Below are 18,966 nucleotides of genomic sequence, written 5' to 3'. Positions count from 1 at the left end.
ATCCATCTTAAAATTGCTTAGTAGAAATAAGTCAGCTAAAAAGGAAACTCCCCTATTATAAAAACCTGCCTTTAGTGCTAAAATTAAATTAACAAAATCAAAAAAAGAAGGAAATATGAAACTAACCGGTAACTTATTAGTTATCTGTATTTTATTTTTAACTGCAGCAGTTGCGGAGGCTGTTATGAAATATGAAAAAGCTCTATTTGCCGGCGGGTGTTTCTGGTGCATGACGCCGCCTTTTGAAAAACTCAACGGTGTTATCAAAGTTGTTTCCGGCTATACGGGCGGAACAGGGGTTAACCCCACCTATGAAGATTACGCAGAGAAAGGCCATATCGAAGCCGTAGAAATAACCTATGACCCTTCTTTAATTACTTATGAACAGCTTTTGGATGTTTTCTGGCGGCAAATAGACCCGACAGATTCAGGCGGCCAGTTTGTGGACAGGGGGCCTCAATACATATCCGCTATATTTTATGAAAACGAAGGCCAGAAAACGCTTGCGGAAAAGTCAAAAAACAACCTTGGCAGGTCAAAAATATACAGTAAACCGGTAGTTACGCAAATTCTAAAAGCCGGTGTTTTTTACCGCGCTGAAGATTATCACCAGGATTACTACAGAGAAAACCCCATTCGCTATAAATACTACCGCTATAACTCCGGCCGCGATAAATACCTCCAGGAAATATGGGGAAGCAAAAAAAGTAATAATTTGGATAAAACAAATTATAGCAAGGAAGAGTTGAAGAAGAAGCTTACTTCCATACAATACAGCGTCACGCAGGAAAACGGAACAGAACCTGCGTTTAAAAATGAATACTGGGATAACCACGAAGAAGGCATTTATGTGGATATAGTTTCAGGAGAGCCGCTTTTCAGCTCAACGGACAAATACGATTCAAAAACCGGCTGGCCGAGTTTTACAAGGCCTATAGCAGAAGAAAACATCATTAAGAAAGAAGATAGAAGTTTATTTTCTGCAAGGACAGAAGTGAGAAGCAGAAAGGCCAACTCGCATTTAGGGCATGTTTTTGACGACGGGCCGCAACCCGCAGGCCTGCGCTATTGCATGAATTCTGCTGCGCTTAAGTTTATCCCGAAAAGCGAAATGGAAAAGCAGGGGTACGGCCAGTACCTGAAAATCTTTAAGTAAGAAATAGGCGCAGTTAAAGATTATATCTTTTCACAGTTAAATCTATCGCGGGAAAATATATATGCCAATAAAGTTTTCCGTAATCGTGCCGGTTTATAAAGAGGAAGCTGCTATAAATGATTTTATAGCCAATCTTTTTCAAACCGCGCGCAGCACGAATTTCCAGGTTATTATAGCAGACGGCGACCCAAAACTATCAACCCTTGATTCTATTAATACCGGTTTGCCAAACCTCCTTAAAATTGCAGCAAAAAAAGGCCGCGCAGCACAGATGAACGCAGCTGCCTCTCATGCGGACGGCGATGTGCTTCTATTCCTGCACGCGGATACAAAACTTCCTGAAAATGCTTTTGACAAGATAACAGATGCATTAAAAGACCAACAGGTAATAGCAGGCGCTTTCAGCCTAAAACTTGATTCAAAAAACCTGTTTCTCAGATTTGTTTCACTTACGGCGTCTTTAAGGTCAAAGCTGACAAAGATTCCTTTCGGAGACCAGGCGATATTTGTTAGAACAAGCTATTTTTATGAAATCGGCGGCTTCAAAAATATCCCGTTAATGGAAGACGCGGAGTTTATGGCAAGGATAAAAAAAAATGGCGGTAAAGTTAAGGTGCTTGATTCCAAAGCTGTATCTTCCGCAAGGAAATGGCATAAAGAAGGCATTGTTTATAACACTATAAAAAATCACCTGATAAGGTTTCTGTACTTCCTGGGGATAAGCCCGCAAAGGCTTTATAACATCTACTATGAAAAGTAAGTTAAAAAACTGTATCGTTGTTTTCACCAAATACCCTGAGACGGGAAAGGTAAAGACAAGGCTGGCAAAGGATATCGGTGGCATAGAGGCCTCGGAGGTATATTCGATTTTAGCAAAAAAGACTATTTGCTCTGCTAAAAAAACCGGCCATGATGTGATAATAGCCTGCTATTCCGGTAAAGATAAGGACAAGACAGTAAAGTGGCTTGGAGCCCGGTACGATTACTTATTGCAGAAGGGCAGGGATATCGGCATGAGGATGAAAAACGCTTTTCTTGCGGCTTTCAACAAGGGTTATAAGAAAGTTGTAATAATTGGGTGCGATGTGCCTGAATTGTGCGTGTCAATCATAAATGAAGCTTTTAAAAAATTGAGTATAAACAATATTGTGATAGGCCCTGCTTTTGACGGCGGGTATTACCTGATAGGGTTCAATAAAAAAGGGTTTTATAAAAACGTTTTTTCTAAAGTAAAATGGGGCACGGATAAAGTCTTAAAACAAACTCTGGCTAAATTAAAAACCTCTAAGACAAAACCTTTGCTTCTAAAACAACTTAATGACATAGATACTATTAAAGACCTGAAAAACTGGAAGCATAAATAATTTACACGGCAAAGACTTAAAAAATCCAAAACGGGGGGGGTGTCGCCCGCTAAAGGGAGAAAAAATGAATATTAAAGACTTGCTGAAGAAATCCTCAAACAAAGAAGGTTTTACTAAAGAAGAGTTAGCCTTCATGCTCAGCCTGCCTGAAGATTCCCTTGGGTCTTATGCGATAATGCATGAAGCAAACAGGATAGCAAAAGCCCTGAGCGGCAATAAAGCGGAAGTCCATGCACAGTTTGCTCTAAATATATCACGGTGTGCATGCAACTGCCAGTTTTGCTCTTTTGCAGCTTCAAATGAGATATTCAAGGAAGATAGCAATATCGGCGTTGAAAGCGCAATTAAGTCTGCTCAGTTGTTCGAATCTAACGGAGCGAATGCTATTTTTGTAATGGCTACAGCGGATTATCCGCTGGCTAAGTATCTGGAAGTTTCAAGGGAAGTAAGAAAAAACTTGAAATCTGAAACTGTCTTGATAGCTAATGTGGGGGATCAAACCCTGAAAAATGCAATAAAGATAAAGGATTGCGGCTACGCAGGAGTTTATCATGCGCTTCGTTTAAGGGAAGGCAGGGATACAAATCTTAGCCCGGAAAAAAGAAAAGAAAGCATAAGAAACTTTCAGGAAGCAGGGCTGATAGTAGGGACCTGTGTTGAACCCATAGGGCCTGAACATACAGATGAGGAACTGGCAGAGATGATACTCTACACCGCTTCAATCGCTCCGGCATACAGCGGCGCTGCAAGAAGGATAACTATCCCTAATTCCTCTCTTGCAAAATACGGAATGATTTCGGAACTTCGTATGGCCAAGATCGTGGCAGTGACCCGATTGGGAATTCCCCGGGAAACGGCCGGGAATTGTACCCATGAACCATGCACCCTGGGAGCTTTGGCAGGCGCTAACCTCTTCTGGGCGGAAACAGGAGCAAACCCAAGGGACATAAAAGAAAAAACCGAAAACGGCCGCGGAGGCACGGTAGAACACTGCAGAAAACTGTTCTGGGAAACAAACTGGGATGTTTTAACCGGCCCGTCTGTTTTTTACAGGCAAAGGCCGCCAAAAATAAATGAAGCCTTTAATTATCCTGCAGGGCTAAGCGCAGGGCCGTTATGAGATATATTTACAGCAAACCGCTGTTTCGGGAGTTCCTGATATTATTTTGTTTTATTCTGCTTTCCGGGCAGAGTATAGCAGAAGAAACCAGTTCCAGGCAAAACAAAAATGTCTTGATAGTTTCAAACAAGGCAAGGCCGGATGATGCCGTAATTCTTCAAATAACAGAGCTTCTAAAAAAAGAAGGCTGTGTTGTTGCTTCAACGGCCACAAAGAGCCTTAAGAACGGGCTGGCAAGAAAATACGGGGCTATCGTTGTGTTGAACTTTGTAGCATCAAAAAAAAGATTGGGCAGTGTAAAGGTTTTTCTTGATAGAGATAACCAAAAGAAGCTGGTACTGTTTAATGCCGTAGGAGAAGATTACCTGGGAAGCTTGGCCGGTCAAAAAACCGAAAAAGCCGGCAAAATAGCATCACGTATAGTTGAAAAAGTAAGAGAAATTTTATTGAAGCAGTAATAGAATGCAAGACAACACACAGGTAAATAATCATTCAACAGTTTCTTCCCGGACATTAGGCCACTCCCTTAAAAAGATATTGATTCTTTTCCTTTTCATAGGCCTGTTTATTTTTTTGTCACACTACCTTGGCTTGGGAAGCAGCTTAGGACTGGCCCGGGACTGGATCAAATCGCTCGGATATATGGGCCCGGTTGCATTTATCTTCATTTATGCATTTGCTGTCACTGCCTTGTTTCCAGGTTCAGCGCTCACGGTCGCTGCAGGAGCGTTGTTTGGCTCATTTTGGGGTATAGTGATAGTAAGCGTTGCCTCAACTCTGGGCTCCGGGCTGTCATTTCTTATCGCCAGATACTTTGCACGGGATTTTGTCGAACACTGGGTACAAAAACAGAAAAAATTTAAAAAACTCGATGAACTTGTCAAAACTCACGGCGAAATTATCGTAGCTGTAACAAGGCTGGTTCCGTTATTCCCCTACACCTTATTAAATTATGGTTTTGGCCTGACAAAAATATCCTTTAAGACATATATTTCCTGGTCCTGGCTGTGCATGCTGCCCGGTACTGTGCTGTACGTTGTGGGCTCGGATGCTGTAGTGGAAACCATCATAAACAAAAAAGTAGAGCCGGGCCGGATAATCGCTCTTGTTGTTGTTTTGGTTTTTATAGGCGCGGCTGCAAAATATGCAAAACAAATTCTAAAACGGAGCCTGCAATAATGCGTTATGAATACCATGTAATTGTTATTGGAGCAGGGAGCGCCGGGCTTTCGGTTGCCTCGGGATGTGCGGCTTTCGGAGCAAAGACAGCGCTCATTGAGAAAGATAAAATGGGCGGGGAGTGCCTTAATGACGGCTGTGTCCCGAGCAAGGCGTTTTTAAAGTGCGCTCGTATTGCAGGCGATATTAAGAACTCACAAGAATTCGGCATAGCAACCGGAGGGGTGAAAACAGATTTAAAAACTGTAATAGCGAGAGTAAGCTCAGTTATAGGTTCTATCGCCCCTCATGATTCAAAAGAAAGGTTTGAGTCTTTGGGTGTTGATGTAATAAAAGCACAGGCAAGTTTTGTCGACGCACATACCGTTAAAGCAGGCGAAAAAACTATCACAGGCAAATATATCGTTATAGCTTCAGGTTCAGTGCCTCTGGTGCCCCAAACCCCGGGATTAAAAGACGTGCCTTACCTAACCAACAAAAACATATTTGAGTTGGAAGTTTTACCGAAACATCTTATAGTGCTAGGCGGCGGGCCTATAGGTTTGGAGTTAAGCCAGGGTTTCAGGTCTTTAGGTTCGGAAGTTACGGTCATAGACAAGCTTGCTCATTTATTCCCGAAAGACGACCCTGAAGTTGCCCCTCTTATGGAAAAAAAGCTGCATTCAGAGGGCATTGCCTTAAAGCTCTCTTCAAAGATTGTTGAGGTTAGAGGTAAGGCCGGGGAGGTATCAGTCATAACCGAAAAAGACGGGGTAAAGGAAGAAATAAAAGGAGATGGCCTGCTTCTTGCTCTTGGAAGGGCGGCTGATAACAATGGTTTAAATTTGGACAAAGCTGGTGTAATGACGGATAACAGAGGCTATATAATAGCCGATGAAAAACTTAGAACCAACATAAAAAATATTTATGCCTGTGGAGACAGTACCGGCCTATACCAGTTTACGCATATGGCAGGGTACCAGGCAGAGCTTGTGGTGCGCAACATAATATTCCCTTTTTCGTCAAAAGCAGATTATTCCTGTGTACCCTGGGCTGCCTACACAAAACCTGAAGTTGCACATGTAGGGTACACCGAACCGTGGGCAAAGTCATTGGGGGTTTTTGGCTATTCAGCCATGATGGATTTAGGAGAAACAGACAGGGCAAAAACAGAGAAAGATGAGGCAGGTTTTATAAAACTTATTGTAGGAAAAAATAAAAAGATTATAGGTGTAACTCTGGTTGGGGAAAGAGCCAGCGAAATGATTGGCCTAGGCATTCTTGCAGTGAAGAAAAAGCTGAGGCCTGCGGATTTAAGAAGCCTTATCTTCTGCTATCCTACGGAGTCCGAAATATATAAACTTGTTTCCGACAAAATACTGAGAGGTTCGTTCAAACCCTGGATGAAAACCCTGGTAAAAAAACTTTTTATTTAAAATCCCTGCATGAGTAGAAATAAAACAGCAGAAATAGCAAAAAAACAATTGTCTATTTTTTCTACATAGGTAAGATATATACAAGCTCAGCTAAATCCATATAAGAGGGGCAAAAACTATGCGTGCATTATGGTCAGGGCTGGTAAATTTCGGATTGGTCAACATACCCATCAAGATACAGACAGCTGTAAAAACCGATACCTATTCGATGCATTATCTCAGGAAAGACGACATGTGCCCTATCCAGTATAAGAAAGTCTGCCGCAGGGACGGCCAGGAAGTGCCCTTAGGAGACATCGTGCGCGGGTACGAGTACGAAAAAGGCGATTATGTAGTGCTTAAAGAAGAGGATTTTCAAAAGGCAGCTGTAAAGAAAACATACACAATCGCAATTGAATTGTTTGTAAACGAAAGAGAGGTGGATTTTAAGTATATCGAGAAACCCTATTTTCTTGAACCGGAAAAAAGATCTCATGCGGCCTACGCTCTTTTCCGTTCTGCGCTTCAGGAATCCGGAATGGTGGGGATCGGCAGGTTCGTTTTAAAAGACCGCGAACACCTGGCGCTTCTTAAAGCCGACCACGAAGTGATAATGCTCATAGTCATGCGGTTTGCCAGTACCTTAAAGAAAACGTCCGGGCTGGACCTCCCAAAAAACGCGGATATACCGCGCAATCAGAAAGAACTGGCGCTTGAACTTATTAATAAGCATAAAGGCCATTTCAGGCCTGAACAGTTCAAGGATAATTACATAGAACAGCTTAAACGTATCATTGAAACAAAAAAACACGGCAAGACAATACATGTTGAAAAGGAAACGCCTCAAGAGACCGCAGCTTCCGACATCTTAGAGAAACTTAAAAAAAGTTTAGCAGCTAAATAACCGGAGCTATATGATATTAAAAGAATACCGCAAAAAAAGGAATTTTGCAAAAACCCCGGAACCTCCCGCTTTAGTGCGAAAGACAGAGGGGTTTCGTTTTGTCGTGCACAAGCACCGCGCAACGCGGCTTCATTATGACCTGCGCCTTGAGCACCACGGCGTGCTCAAAAGCTGGGCAGTGCCGAAAGGGATAACGAATAATCCGGGCGAGAAACACCTTGCTATACTTGTAGAGGACCACCCGTTCGAGTACAAGGATTTCGAGGGGCGTATCCCCAAAGGCAATTATGGGGCAGGCGAGGTTATAATCTGGGATGAAGGAACTTATACTCCTGTCGGCACTAACATGCCTTCCTCACGCCCGGCAATGGAAAGGCGCCTGGCCAGGGCTTTAAGTAAAGGCCACGTGAGCATAAGGCTTGAAGGAAAAAAACTGCACGGCGAATTTTATCTTATACGGTTAAAAAACCGTGAAAACCAGTGGCTGATAATCAAAAAAGCCGATGAATACGCAAAAGCGCAAACCCTTAGCGACACTTCGGCGCGTTCAGGAAAAACACTTGAAGATATAGCTAATGAAAAACCAGAGCCTCAGTATAAACCCGCCGGGCTAAAGGTTACCGGAATTGATTTTAAGGGAGCGTTAAAAAGCCCTATGCCGGCTTTTGTCGAGCCTATGCTTGCTACCCTGAGCGATGCGCCTTTTGACCGCGGCGGCTGGGCATTTGAGGTCAAGTGGGACGGGTACCGGTGTATAGCAAGAATTGATAACGAAAAAGTAACCCTGTACTCGAGGAACGCTAAAGTTTATAACGATACGTTCCCGGCTATAGCCGAGGCTTTTAAAGGAGCGCGGTTCAATGCCATTTTTGACGGAGAGGTCGTGGCTGTTGATAGAGAGGGGCGAAGTGATTTCGGGATGCTTCAGGATTATATAAAGAACCAAAAAGGAACGATAATTTATTATGTTTTTGATTGCCTTTATCTAGGCTCATACGACCTGCGTGCCCTGCCTCTTGTGCGCAGAAAAGAAATACTTTCAAAGATACTGCCTGTATCCGGAACGGTGCGGTTGAGCGGGCATGTCGAAACAAAAGGTACAGGGTTTTATCATGCGGCAGAACAAAACGGTTTAGAAGGCATAATAGCAAAAAAACTCGACAGCCCTTACCTTGCCGGAGCCCGCTCGCGGGATTGGCTTAAGATAAAAACACAGAAACGTCAGGAAGCGGTTATCTGCGGTTTTACCGAAGGGCGTTCTTCACGGAAATATTTCGGCGCCCTGGTGCTTGGCGTATACAAAGACGGGAAACTTAAGTTTGCCGGGCATGCGGGCGGCGGATTTGATGAAGAAGGCTTGAAGGAAATGTATGCCAAACTAAAACCCCTTATAACAAAATTATGCCCGTTCGAGCACAAGCCAAAAACCAATATGCCGGTTACCTGGGTGAAACCAGAACTTATAGTTGAGGTAAAATTCAGAGAATGGACTAAGGACGGTATGATGAGGCAGCCGATAGTCCTGGGCCTGCGCGATGATAAAGATCCGTCCAGGGTTGTCCTCGAGGAAAATGAAGGTTTGAGCACAAAAAAACAATTCATAGATACAAAAGTAGTTTTGACTAACCTGGACAAAGTTTTCTGGCCTAAGGAAGGGTTGACTAAAAAGGATGTAATAGAATATTACTGGCGCCTGGCTGATATTATCCTGCCTTACCTCAAAGGCCGGCCCCAGTCTCTTAACCGCCATCCTAACGGAATTACGGGGAAGAATTTTTTTCAAAAAGATATGGAGCGCCTGGCTCCAGAGTGGGCAGAAACAATGAAGGTATCGGAAGGCGGGGATATAACATACCTTCTCTGCCAGGAAAGAGATACACTTATATTTCTTGCAAACCTGGGATGTATCGAAATAAACGTATGGAACTCCGTAGCAGGGAAGCTTGATAAACCCGATTACGTTGTGCTCGATTTTGACCCTGTAGAGGTGCCGTTTTCTGAAGTTGTAGAAGCTGTCCTTGCTACTAAAGAGGTTCTGGACCAGATAGGGGCACCGGGGTTTTGTAAGACGTCCGGGTCAAAAGGCATGCATATCTATATTCCAATCCTGCCTGTTTACGGATTTGACCAGGCAAAAAATTTCGCTCACCTTATTAATATGGTAGTTAAACGGCGTTTACCGAAAACAGTCAGCCTTGAGCGGGTGCCCGAAAAACGAAAAGGGCTTGTATATCTTGATTATTTGCAAAACACTTTTGGTGCTACGATGGCAGCGCCCTATTCATTGCGTCCAAGAGAAGGAGCTCCTGTTTCCACGCCTCTCGGCTGGGATGAGGTCAATACAAAGCTTAACCCGCTTGAATTCAATATCCATACTGTTCCTGGCAGGATAGGCAAAAAGGGAGACCCATGGAAAGGCATGTTCAAACAAATGCTTGACCTTTCCAAAACCCTTGATAAACTGCAAAAATTGCTGGGATAAAAATTGAAGTTTCGAAATTAGCATAGGTAGGAGGTTTTTATGAACAAAATAGCTATACTAGTTGAGGACAATTATCAGACGCTTGAGGTTTGGTACCCGTTTCTGCGGCTAAAAGAGGAAAATATAGAAGCCGTTTTCATAGGAACAGGGCGAAAAGAAGAATATAAAAGCAAGGAAGGCTATCCTGTAAAAGTAGACGGCTCAATAATACATATTAATCCCAACGAATTTGGCGGTGTTCTTATACCAGGCGGTTATGCTCCGGATATCCTGAGGAGGTACGCTGAGGTAAATGAATTTGTTGCTAATATGTTTACTAAGGGCAAGCTAACCGCTGCTATCTGCCACGGCGGCTGGGTGCTTGTATCCTCAGGCGTGCTTAAAGGAAAAAAAGCAACTGGATTCTTTGCTATAAAAGACGATATGGTAAATGCCGGGGCAGAGTTTATTAATAAGGAGGTAGTAGTAGACAATAACCTTATCACTTCAAGAAACCCCTACGACCTGCCTTATTTTTTGAAAGAAATATTAAAATTTTTAAAAATTAAAAATCACTGATAAAGAAAATAAATGCAAACTGCATGCTGCTGGTAGATAAAAGTCAGCCAAAAAGGCAAACTCCACATTATCAAACCTTGTAATTATTGCTAAGATTAAAACAGTTATCCGTAAACTTTCCGCAGGAAGCGGGAAATTTATTAAGGAGGGAAGATCATGGTTGCTAAAACTAAAACCAGAAAAGAATTAAGGCTAGTGCATGTTTTCGATGCGCCGCGTGAGTTAGTTTGGAAAGCCTGGACAGAACCGGAATACTTAAAAAAATGGTGGGGGCCGAAAGATTTTACAGCTCCTTTCATTAATGTAGACCTGCGCGCCGAGGGCAAATACCTCTTTTGCATGCGCAGCCCGGAAGGCAAAGATTTCTGGAGTACCGGGGTGTATAAGGAGATTATAAAGCCGGAGCGGCTTGTTATGACTGATTCTTTTGCGGATGAAAAAGGCAACGTTGTCCCTGCCTCCCACTACGGCCTGGGAGAGGGCTTTCCGTTAGAATTGCAGATTACAGTGGCATTTGAAGAGGTAGAAGGCAAAACAAATATGGTTCTTGAGCATGCCGGTATGCCTAAAGGAGAAATGTTAAAGCTTGCCAAGGAAGGGTGGAACCAGTCCTTTGACAAACTGGCCGGGGAATTAAGCAGGATAAAAAATGAAACGGAAGGAAAATTAGTGTCAAAACTAGATGAAAAAATATGAAAAAAAAGGGGTGTCATTCCCGCATGAAGTTAGCGGGAATCCAGTGAAGTTGAAGAAAAAAGCGTATAAAAAAGTTTGGCCCAAAAGGAGGAGGCGCTATGAAAAAAATAATAGTTTTAGTTTTAATCTTTTGTTTGCCGGTGGTTTTAAAAAACCCTGTTTTTACATGGAACTGCTTTGCTGCTGAAAGCAGCAGTAAAGCCGGATCTAAAGCGGCGCAGAATGAAAAAATAAAGAAGAAAATAAAAACATCAAAAAAAATGAAGAAGCCTGAGATGAATTATGTCTGCCCCATGCATCCGGAAGCGCGCTCGGACAAACCCGGACAATGCCAGGAATGCGGGATGAACCTTGAAAATAAGCAGCAATAGTATTTCAGGTTTTTAGGCAAAAATGAAACGGGCATGCCAATTGGACACAAGCACCTGTAATTATGTAAAATACCATCCTATGGGCCTCAAAAAGGTTGCAATACACTTTTTAATAGCCATTGCTCTTTTCCTTTCTGCAGCACCGCTGCCTGCCGCCGATGCCGTGCCGCTTGAAACGCTTATCAAAACAGCTAAAGATAATAACCCTGAAATTACAGCCGCACGGGCAAAGGCCGAGGCAGCTGTTCAAGCATCTTTTGCGGAGAAAACCTGGGAAAAACCAAAGCTCACGCTTGAATGGTGGTCTATTCCCGAAGGTAAATTTGAACTTAACAAAGCCGAAGAAAAGATGTACGGCATAGCGCAGCTAATACCTTTTCCCGGTAAACTTTCATTGAAAAGCGAGGCCGCGTCCAATGAAGCCGAAGCCTTAAAATGGGAATATCTTAACGCAGAATTAAAAATAATCGCAGGCCTAAAAGCTGCTTATTGGCGGTATTGGTACATAAACAAATCCATGGAAACATACCTCCAGATAGCGGAGATAATGAAGAATTTCAGCAAAATATCCCAGTCTAAATATATTACAGGGAAAGCCTCCCAGGCCGAAGCGCTGCGCGCTGAGGTGGAAAGCGAAAAAATCTTAAATTTAACCATAACCCTGGAACAGGAAAAGCAAACCGTAAGGTCGCAAATAAACAGTATAATAAACAAAGATTCAGATGAAACAGTTGAAAACCCTGCCGAACCGCCAACAGGTTACCTTCAAAAATCCTGGGCTGAAGTAAAATCGCTGGTGCGATTAAATAACCCTGAAATCGGAAAAGCCGGCTCCGCTGTTTCAAAAGAAACAGCTTTAAACGAGCTTGCGAAACTTGATTACCTGCCGGACTTTGACGTTTTATACAGGAAGAAAACCCTGAATGATAAACCCAACGGAAGCGATTTGATGCTGGGGTTTACCCTCCCGTTATGGTTTTGGCAGCAGAGCTCTCAAGTAAAACAAAGCGGTTACAATTATGATGCAGCGCAGGCAGATAAAAGAAACATTGAATTAACTGCTCTATCAAAAGCAAAAGAGTTGTTTTCAAAGCTTGAAACAGACAGGCGCCTTCTTGAACGGTATAAAGACAGCATTATCCCTAAATCCGAACAGATGCTCAGCGTTGCGCAGACCCAGGCAAGCACGAAGGATGTCAGCTTTATTGAATTCCTTGATATTTCAAGGTCTTACCTTGAGGTTAAACTTGATTACTATAAGTTACAGGTTCAATACCAGGAAAACCTTGCAAACCTTGAAGCCATAGCAGGCAAAGAATTTTAAAGTCTTGTCTTGGGTCATGAGTCGTGAGTCGTGGGTCGGAAAAGAAATAAAATCGTCTTGGGTCATGAGTCGTGAGTCATGAGTCGTGAGTCATGAGTCGTGAGTCGTGGGTCTTGCGTCTTGAGTTTGTGGCTCACAACTCATGACACATGACTCACAACAAGGTTTTTAAGCAATGACATATGACAATATTCCGATAGGAGCTCAAAATGAAAGCTAAAGTAGTAATTTTGGTTTTGATAGCGATGGGAATTTTACCAATAATATTTTTTGCTTCCTGTTCAAAAAAGACAAACACACCCGGAGCGGACGGTTCAGGATACAAAGTGCGCCCTGTCAAAACATCGGAAATAGGGTTGCAGGCAATATGTCCTGTAACAAGCAATGTCTTCAATATTAAAAAAGAAACAATGGCGATAGATTACAAGGGCAAAACATATTTTCTATGTTGCCCTGACTGTTCGACAGATTTTGAAAAAAAGCTCGGCATTATGGTAACCCATGAAGGCCATGATGACATGAAGGCTGGCACAGAATCGAAAGCTGCAGGGGCCCAAAAAGAAATATCATACTGGACATGCCCTATGCATCCGCAGGTAAAGGATAAAGAAAAGGGGCAATGCCCCGTATGCAACATGGATTTGGTCCCTGTTTACAAAAAAGAAGGCGACAGGATAACTGTCGGCGAGAATACCGGGAAACTGCTTGGCCTTAAAAGCGAGCCTGCACGCTACAGGCAGATAAATAAGACCGTGAGCCTTCCTGCAAGAGTAGCTTATGACAACGACCTTTACCTTGCCCAGCAGGAATATGTTTTAACCTTCAAGAACCGGCAGGCGAACAGCCAGAACGATATACTTGATGCTGCAAAGTTCCGGCTTACCCTGCTTGGCTATACTGAGAGCGACATTAAAATCCTTGAAACGCTGGGCCAGCCCGACAAATCGCTCCTTTATCCCGGCGATAAAGCCTGGATATTCGCGGATGTTTACGAAAACGACCTTGAAGCGGTAAAGCCCGGGAAAGATATAGTGGCACTGAGCGATTCCTACCCTTCAACCAGGTTCCACGGAAAAGTAATGTTTGTAGAACCTGCGCTTAATTCAGAGACGAGGTCAGCTAAAGCAAGGATAATTATAGACAATACCGGAAACCTCCTTAAACTTGAGATGTTCGTAAATATTGAAATAAAGACCTCTAAAGGCGGTGCGCTTGGAGTCCCTAAATCAGCCGTGATAAACACTGGCCTGCGAAAAGTAGTATACATAGATTTCGGAAACGGAGAATACGAGCCGCGCGACGTAGCGACAGGTTTTACCGGCGACGATTCCATAGAGATAAAACAAGGCCTTAAATCCGGCGACCTGGTAGTAACAAACGGCAACTTCATGCTCGATTCCGAGTCCCAGCTAAGAGGCAATAGTAACCAGAGCAACGCCAATGAAGGAATGGAACATAAACATTAAAAATGTCTTGTGTCCTGGGTCATGAGTCTTGGGTCAGTGACTCAATACACACTACCCACGACTCATGACAAGGTTTTATGGAGTTTAACTTGATAGAAAAAATTATTGACTGGTCGGCTAAGAATAAGGTGTTTGTGTTCATCGGCGTTATCTTTATGATAGCGTGGTCAGTGTGGTCTATCAAGAATATACCGCTTGACGCGATACCTGACCTGTCAGATACACAGGTGATAATTTATACCAAGTGGGACAAGCCGCCGCAGGTGATTGAAAACCAGGTGGCATACCCTATTGTTTCAGCTCTTCTTGGCGCGCCCAAGGTCCGCGATATCAGGGCTTTTTCCGATTACGGGTTTTCTTATGTTTACGTTATATTTGAAGACGGGACAGATATCTACTGGGCGCGCTCACGCGTGCTTGAATACCTTTCCAAGGTCACGCAGGCTTTGCCGAAGGAAGCCACAGTTGAGATGGGGCCGGACGCCACCGGAGTTGGCTGGATATACCAGTATGCCCTTGTTGACGAGTCCGGCAAACATTCTCTTGAAGAGTTGAGGACTTTCCAGGACTGGCACCTGAAATATGCTATTCAGTCCGTAAAAGGCGTTTCTGAGGTCGCGTCCATCGGCGGGTATGTAAAACAGTACCAGGTTATCGTTGACCCCAACGCATTGCTTCAGTACAAGATACCACTTTCAAGCGTGGTAAGCGCTGTTAAAAGCTCTAACCAGGAGACCGGAGCAAGGCTGATAGAGTTTTCCGGCACTGAGTACATGCTTACAGTAAAAGGCTATATTACTAAGAAAGAAGACATAGAAGAGGCGGTTTTAAAAGTTTCTAACGGTGTTCCGGTTAAAATAAAAAATGTCGCGAAAGTCGAGATAGGCCCTGAAATAAGAAGGGGAGTTACCGAGCTTGACGGAAGAGGCGAAGTTGTGGGCGGCATAGTAGTGATGCGCCACAGCGAAAACGCGCTTAATACGATAAAGCTTATAAAAGAAAGGCTGTCCCAGATACAGCTTCCTGAAGGCGTAAAGGTAGTTCCTGTTTACGACCGCTCGGAGCTTATAAACAGGGCTGTCGATACATTGAAGAAAAAACTTACCGAAGAAATGCTCGTTGTTTCTTTGATAATCCTGATATTCCTTCTGCACTTTCCATCAGCTGTAATACCCATAATTACGCTCCCGATTGCGGTACTGTTTGCTTTTATCCCCATGCATTATATGAAACTTACCTCGAACGTGATGTCTCTTGGCGGCATAGCCATTGCCATAGGTGCCATGGTTGATGCTGCGATAGTAGTTGTGGAAAACGCTCACAAGGAACTCGCCCGCTGGCAGGAAGAAGGAAGGAAAGGCGATTATCATACGGTCTTATTAAATGCGATAAAGGAAGTTGCAAGGCCGTCGTTTTTTTCGCTTATAGTAATAGCCGTTGCTTTTATACCTATTTTTTCTCTTGAAGGCATAGAAGGAAGGCTTTTTAAACCGCTTGCTTTCACCAAGAACTTTGCGATGTTTTTTGCAGCTATCCTTGCGATAACCCTTGACCCTGCGATAAGGATGCTCTTTACGCGGCTTAAGAATTATGATTTTAAACCTGTATGGCTTGCGTCAATAACCAATACGCTTCTTGTAGGAAAAGTTCATTCGGAAGAACAGCACCCGATATCAAGGTTCCTTTTTAAAGTTTACGGGCCTATAGTTGACGCAGTGCTAAGGCATCCGTATAAAGTTATAGCTGGCGCGGTTATTGCTTTTATACTTACGCTGCCGGCTTTTTTTATGCTTGGAAAAGAGTTCATGCCGCCTCTTAACGAAGGCTCTATTCTTTATATGCCTACTACTCTGCCCGGAATATCGATAGCCCAGGCGGAAGAACTTCTTGCAGCCCAGGACAAGCTTCTTAAATCATTCCCGGAAGTTACGAGTGTCTTTGGAAAAGCAGGCAGGGCGGATACTTCCACTGACCCTGCCCCGCTTTCAATGATGGAAACTACAGTGCTTCTAAAACCGCAGAACGAGTGGCGGCATAAGGACAGATGGTACAGTTTTTTGCCGGGTTTTATGGAGTTTCCTTTCAGGTTTATATGGCCGGATACGATAAGCTGGGAAGAGCTTATCTCCGAAATGGACGAGAAGCTTAAACTCCCCGGGGTCGTAAACGCCTGGACTATGCCGATAAAAGGAAGGATAGACATGCTTACCACAGGCTTAAGGACCCCGATAGGCATAAAAATATACGGCGATGACCTTGCAACCATAGAAAAAATAGGCAAAGAAATTGAATCTCACTTGTCTATGGTAAAAGGGACAAGGAGCGCATTCGCTGAACGAACCAGCGGCGGCTACTTTATTAACTTTAACCTTAACAGGGAAGCGATAGCAAGGTACGGGCTTTCGGTGGAAGAGGTAGGAACGAACATTATAGCGGCTATAGGCGGGGAAAACGTTACCCAGACCGTTGAAGGCAGGGAAAGGTTCCCGGTAAATGTCCGCTACCCAAGAGAGCTCAGGAACGATATAGAAAAGATAAACAGGATGTTCATTCCGACCCCGCAAGGGGCTCAGATACCCCTGTCACAACTTGCCGAGCTTAAAATAGAGTCAGGCCCGGGCATGATAAGGGATGAGAACGGCAGGCTGACGGGGTACGTTTACGTTGACGTTACAGGCAGAGACCTCGGCAGCTATGTGGACGAGACCAAGGCTATGATATATAAAGAAGTTTCGCTTCCTTCAGGCTATTCCATTGAGTTCAGCGGACAGTACGAGTACATGGAAAGGGTTAAAGAGCGAATGAAAGTTGTGGTTCCTCTTACTCTTTTTATAATATTCCTACTTTTGTATTTAAGCACCAGGTCCTATACAAAGACGTTCATAATACTTCTTGCTGTGCCGTTTTCTTTAATAGGCGCGGTATGGATACTCGTTCTTTTAGGCTATAACCTTTCCATCGGAGTGTGGTCAGGTATAATCGCCTTGCTTGGCGTGGACGCCGAAACCGGGATATTCATGCTTTTATACCTTGACCTGTCGCATAATGAAATGAAAAAGAAAGGCCTGTTAAAAACCGTTGAAGACCTGAAAGCAGCCGTGCACCACGGGGCTGTAAAAAGAATAAGGCCAAAAATGATGACCGCGATGGTTCTTTTCATGGGCCTTCTTCCCATAATGTGGGCGCAGTCGCACGAGATAGGTGCTGACGTCATGAAACGAATAGCCGCACCGATGGTAGGCGGCATATTTACATCGTTTTTGATGGAACTACTGGTTTACCCTGCCGTATACTTCATCTGGAAGAAAAAAGAAATAAAACATAAATAAGGTTTTCAATCCAAGGCTGGATAAAGGAGGTTCAGATGAAATTAAAAAAAATCAAGTTTATGTTGGTAACTATGACAGCGGTTATAGCTTTTTTAAGTTGCCCTGGCTTGGCGGCTCAGGCAAGTTATAAGTCTATTTCTGCTAAAGAATTCAAAGCCGAGATAGAAAAAAACAGCAAGAATACAGTTATCCTTGATATAAGGACCCCTCAAGAGTATGAAAGCGGACATCTCAAAGGCTCCAGGAACATTGATTTTTACGCGGATGATTTTAGAACAAAGCTTGATAGCCTGGATAAAACAAAGAAATATTTAGTTTACTGCCGCTCAGGGAATAGGTCTTCTCAAGCTTTAAATATGATGAAAAAGCTCGGATTTAAATATGTTATAGATCTAAAAAACGGCATTATAGATTGGCAAAGAAATAATTATCCTTTGGAAAAGTAAATCATAGCTGATTTAGACGCACTAAAATATAAGCCAAATCCTTGTCCTAGCTGCAAATTAAGAAATATCCTTCCTTAAGCTTCCTTCGTAAATTACACAAAGCCTAAATAGAAAAAAGTCAGGAAAAACAAGAATTCTCCGATTGCTTAGCTCAAGCATCTTTTGTAGGATTATAGTGCAGCCAAACCAGTTTAAGGAACCTGGGAGCAAATTTCAAATTTAAATAAAATAATAAAATGAACACAAAAGAAAAAATAACGATTTTAATTGTAGCACTACTTCTTCTTTCTAAATCGGTTGTAACGGTTTTTAGCGTAACTTCAGCCACATCATCAAATATGTCAGCAAAAAAATCGAACGTGGTTTTTGAAACCGCTATGTCGTTATATGAGAAGGGAATGGTTGCTGATAAAGCAGGAGACAGCAAAAGAGCGCTTTATTATTTCAAAAAAGCATTGATGAAAGATGATGAAAACACCCGGATAATTAATATGCTAGCTCACAGCGAACGGAAACTCGGTATGTTGAATGAGGCCGTAGATGATTTTTGGAAAGCAATTATACTTAAGCATCGGTTCCCTGAAGTTGACGAATATACAGCCAGTTATACTATCGCGACCATAAAAGAGATAAAAGCATTAAAAAGCTACGGCGTGGATGAAAATGAATATGAATAGGGGGCATAAATGAATACAAGAAAAAGTATCAGCCTTGTAATTGTAACAGTACTGCTTCTTTTTGACGCTACGGTAATGCTGATGAGCGCAGGCTCAGGCCCGTCTTCAAACTGGCCAATAGAAGAGAAAAGAGATGCTCCGGAAACAGCAATGTCATTGTATGACAAAGGAGTAGCCGCAGATAAGGCTGGCGATAATGAAACAGCATTTGATTATTTTAAACAGGCGCTTAAAAAAGACAAGAAAAACCCGGACATACTGAACATGCTTGCGCACAGCGAACGTAAACTCGGAATGATAAACGAAGCCATAGACGATTACTGGAAAGCGCTTAAAATCAGGCCGAAATTTCCACAGGCGCGGGAATATATGGGTGAAGCTTATATTCAGGCAACTTTAAAAGAGATAGAAACGCTCAAAAGTTACGGTATAGAAGCAGAAGAGGAATACAATGACCTTATTAAAGCTTTTAAAGAGGCTGCTGCCAGCTTGAAATGAGC

18 protein-coding genes are annotated in these 18,966 nt (G+C 43.1%); all 18 read left to right on the top strand.

Annotation, left to right across the window (positions count from 1 at the left end):
- Positions 1 to 184: 184 nt before the first annotated feature.
- The 18 genes from msrB to LHV68_06645 all read left to right on the top strand — a co-directional run bounded on the left by msrB (position 185) and on the right by LHV68_06645 (position 18,964).
- A complete protein-coding gene (msrB, locus tag LHV68_06730) occupies positions 185 to 1,156 on the top strand; it encodes a peptide-methionine (R)-S-oxide reductase MsrB (protein MCB4791568.1) in 972 nt (323 codons plus the stop codon).
- A 61-nt stretch (positions 1,157 to 1,217) separates the two neighbouring features.
- Positions 1,218 to 1,916: a TIGR04283 family arsenosugar biosynthesis glycosyltransferase gene (locus LHV68_06725; GenBank protein ID MCB4791567.1), complete on the top strand. Its 699-nt coding sequence runs from the start codon at positions 1,218 to 1,220 to the stop codon at positions 1,914 to 1,916.
- Positions 1,906 to 2,520 carry a TIGR04282 family arsenosugar biosynthesis glycosyltransferase gene (locus tag LHV68_06720; protein ID MCB4791566.1) on the top strand — a complete coding sequence of 205 codons (615 nt, stop codon included), beginning with the start codon at positions 1,906 to 1,908 and terminating at the stop codon, positions 2,518 to 2,520. Before LHV68_06725 ends, LHV68_06720 begins: the two co-directional genes overlap by 11 nt.
- A gap of 64 nt (positions 2,521 to 2,584) precedes the next feature.
- Entirely contained in the window at positions 2,585 to 3,640 is a 1,056-nt protein-coding gene (locus LHV68_06715; GenBank protein MCB4791565.1) for a radical SAM protein, read from the top strand.
- Complete coding sequence (locus LHV68_06710; GenBank protein MCB4791564.1) at positions 3,637 to 4,098, top strand: hypothetical protein; 462 nt, start codon at positions 3,637 to 3,639, stop codon at positions 4,096 to 4,098. Before LHV68_06715 ends, LHV68_06710 begins: the two co-directional genes overlap by 4 nt.
- Positions 4,099 to 4,102: 4 nt before the next feature.
- A complete protein-coding gene (locus tag LHV68_06705; GenBank protein MCB4791563.1) occupies positions 4,103 to 4,819 on the top strand; it encodes a TVP38/TMEM64 family protein in 717 nt (238 codons plus the stop codon).
- The gene (locus LHV68_06700) at positions 4,819 to 6,234 is read left to right on the top strand and encodes an FAD-dependent oxidoreductase (GenBank protein MCB4791562.1); all 1,416 of its coding nucleotides are present in this window, start codon (positions 4,819 to 4,821) and stop codon (positions 6,232 to 6,234) included. The genes LHV68_06705 and LHV68_06700 overlap by 1 nt, the downstream gene beginning before the upstream one ends.
- A gap of 118 nt (positions 6,235 to 6,352) precedes the next feature.
- The gene (locus LHV68_06695; protein MCB4791561.1) at positions 6,353 to 7,117 is read left to right on the top strand and encodes a Ku protein; all 765 of its coding nucleotides are present in this window, start codon (positions 6,353 to 6,355) and stop codon (positions 7,115 to 7,117) included.
- Between the two features lie 10 nt (positions 7,118 to 7,127).
- The gene (ligD, locus tag LHV68_06690) at positions 7,128 to 9,599 is read left to right on the top strand and encodes a DNA ligase D (protein ID MCB4791560.1); all 2,472 of its coding nucleotides are present in this window, start codon (positions 7,128 to 7,130) and stop codon (positions 9,597 to 9,599) included.
- A gap of 39 nt (positions 9,600 to 9,638) precedes the next feature.
- Positions 9,639 to 10,157 carry a type 1 glutamine amidotransferase gene (locus LHV68_06685; GenBank protein ID MCB4791559.1) on the top strand — a complete coding sequence of 173 codons (519 nt, stop codon included), beginning with the start codon at positions 9,639 to 9,641 and terminating at the stop codon, positions 10,155 to 10,157.
- Positions 10,158 to 10,313: 156 nt separating this feature from the next.
- Positions 10,314 to 10,853 carry an SRPBCC domain-containing protein gene (locus LHV68_06680; GenBank protein MCB4791558.1) on the top strand — a complete coding sequence of 180 codons (540 nt, stop codon included), beginning with the start codon at positions 10,314 to 10,316 and terminating at the stop codon, positions 10,851 to 10,853.
- A 98-nt stretch (positions 10,854 to 10,951) separates the two neighbouring features.
- Complete coding sequence (locus tag LHV68_06675; protein MCB4791557.1) at positions 10,952 to 11,224, top strand: hypothetical protein; 273 nt, start codon at positions 10,952 to 10,954, stop codon at positions 11,222 to 11,224.
- Between the two features lie 22 nt (positions 11,225 to 11,246).
- A complete protein-coding gene (locus LHV68_06670) occupies positions 11,247 to 12,548 on the top strand; it encodes a TolC family protein (protein MCB4791556.1) in 1,302 nt (433 codons plus the stop codon).
- 209 nt (positions 12,549 to 12,757) lie between these two features.
- Positions 12,758 to 14,014, top strand: coding sequence for an efflux RND transporter periplasmic adaptor subunit (locus LHV68_06665; GenBank protein ID MCB4791555.1), 1,257 nt, complete (start codon positions 12,758 to 12,760; stop codon positions 14,012 to 14,014).
- A gap of 89 nt (positions 14,015 to 14,103) precedes the next feature.
- Entirely contained in the window at positions 14,104 to 17,343 is a 3,240-nt protein-coding gene (locus LHV68_06660; protein MCB4791554.1) for a CusA/CzcA family heavy metal efflux RND transporter, read from the top strand.
- Positions 17,344 to 17,378: 35 nt separating this feature from the next.
- The gene (locus LHV68_06655; GenBank protein MCB4791553.1) at positions 17,379 to 17,789 is read left to right on the top strand and encodes a rhodanese-like domain-containing protein; all 411 of its coding nucleotides are present in this window, start codon (positions 17,379 to 17,381) and stop codon (positions 17,787 to 17,789) included.
- 236 nt (positions 17,790 to 18,025) lie between these two features.
- Positions 18,026 to 18,466 carry a hypothetical protein gene (locus LHV68_06650; GenBank protein MCB4791552.1) on the top strand — a complete coding sequence of 147 codons (441 nt, stop codon included), beginning with the start codon at positions 18,026 to 18,028 and terminating at the stop codon, positions 18,464 to 18,466.
- A 9-nt stretch (positions 18,467 to 18,475) separates the two neighbouring features.
- The gene (locus LHV68_06645; protein ID MCB4791551.1) at positions 18,476 to 18,964 is read left to right on the top strand and encodes a tetratricopeptide repeat protein; all 489 of its coding nucleotides are present in this window, start codon (positions 18,476 to 18,478) and stop codon (positions 18,962 to 18,964) included.
- Positions 18,965 to 18,966: the final 2 nt, after the last annotated feature.

The sequence above is a fragment of the Candidatus Liberimonas magnetica genome, assembly GCA_020523885.1.
GTDB classification, from domain to species: domain Bacteria; phylum Elusimicrobiota; class Endomicrobiia; order Endomicrobiales; family JAFGIL01; genus Liberimonas; species Liberimonas magnetica.
The sequence above is the reverse complement of the archived record's forward strand: the minus strand, read 5'-3'. Positions and strand labels throughout refer to the sequence as shown.

What these genes read in the sequence shown, in the direction of transcription:
- LHV68_06665 (MCB4791555.1), top strand. Translation starts at nt 12,758, where the DNA reads ATGAAAGCTAAAGTAGTAATTTTGGTTTTGATAGCGATGGGAATTTTA.
- LHV68_06710 (MCB4791564.1), top strand. Translation starts at nt 3,637, where the DNA reads ATGAGATATATTTACAGCAAACCGCTGTTTCGGGAGTTCCTGATATTA.
- LHV68_06715 (MCB4791565.1), top strand. Translation starts at nt 2,585, where the DNA reads ATGAATATTAAAGACTTGCTGAAGAAATCCTCAAACAAAGAAGGTTTT.
- LHV68_06705 (MCB4791563.1), top strand. Translation starts at nt 4,103, where the DNA reads ATGCAAGACAACACACAGGTAAATAATCATTCAACAGTTTCTTCCCGG.
- LHV68_06675 (MCB4791557.1), top strand. Translation starts at nt 10,952, where the DNA reads ATGAAAAAAATAATAGTTTTAGTTTTAATCTTTTGTTTGCCGGTGGTT.
- LHV68_06645 (MCB4791551.1), top strand. Translation starts at nt 18,476, where the DNA reads ATGAATACAAGAAAAAGTATCAGCCTTGTAATTGTAACAGTACTGCTT.
- LHV68_06700 (MCB4791562.1), top strand. Translation starts at nt 4,819, where the DNA reads ATGCGTTATGAATACCATGTAATTGTTATTGGAGCAGGGAGCGCCGGG.
- LHV68_06650 (MCB4791552.1), top strand. Translation starts at nt 18,026, where the DNA reads ATGAACACAAAAGAAAAAATAACGATTTTAATTGTAGCACTACTTCTT.
- msrB (MCB4791568.1), top strand. Translation starts at nt 185, where the DNA reads ATGAAATATGAAAAAGCTCTATTTGCCGGCGGGTGTTTCTGGTGCATG.
- ligD (MCB4791560.1), top strand. Translation starts at nt 7,128, where the DNA reads ATGATATTAAAAGAATACCGCAAAAAAAGGAATTTTGCAAAAACCCCG.
- LHV68_06685 (MCB4791559.1), top strand. Translation starts at nt 9,639, where the DNA reads ATGAACAAAATAGCTATACTAGTTGAGGACAATTATCAGACGCTTGAG.
- LHV68_06670 (MCB4791556.1), top strand. Translation starts at nt 11,247, where the DNA reads ATGAAACGGGCATGCCAATTGGACACAAGCACCTGTAATTATGTAAAA.
- LHV68_06655 (MCB4791553.1), top strand. Translation starts at nt 17,379, where the DNA reads ATGAAATTAAAAAAAATCAAGTTTATGTTGGTAACTATGACAGCGGTT.
- LHV68_06695 (MCB4791561.1), top strand. Translation starts at nt 6,353, where the DNA reads ATGCGTGCATTATGGTCAGGGCTGGTAAATTTCGGATTGGTCAACATA.
- LHV68_06725 (MCB4791567.1), top strand. Translation starts at nt 1,218, where the DNA reads ATGCCAATAAAGTTTTCCGTAATCGTGCCGGTTTATAAAGAGGAAGCT.
- LHV68_06680 (MCB4791558.1), top strand. Translation starts at nt 10,314, where the DNA reads ATGGTTGCTAAAACTAAAACCAGAAAAGAATTAAGGCTAGTGCATGTT.
- LHV68_06720 (MCB4791566.1), top strand. Translation starts at nt 1,906, where the DNA reads ATGAAAAGTAAGTTAAAAAACTGTATCGTTGTTTTCACCAAATACCCT.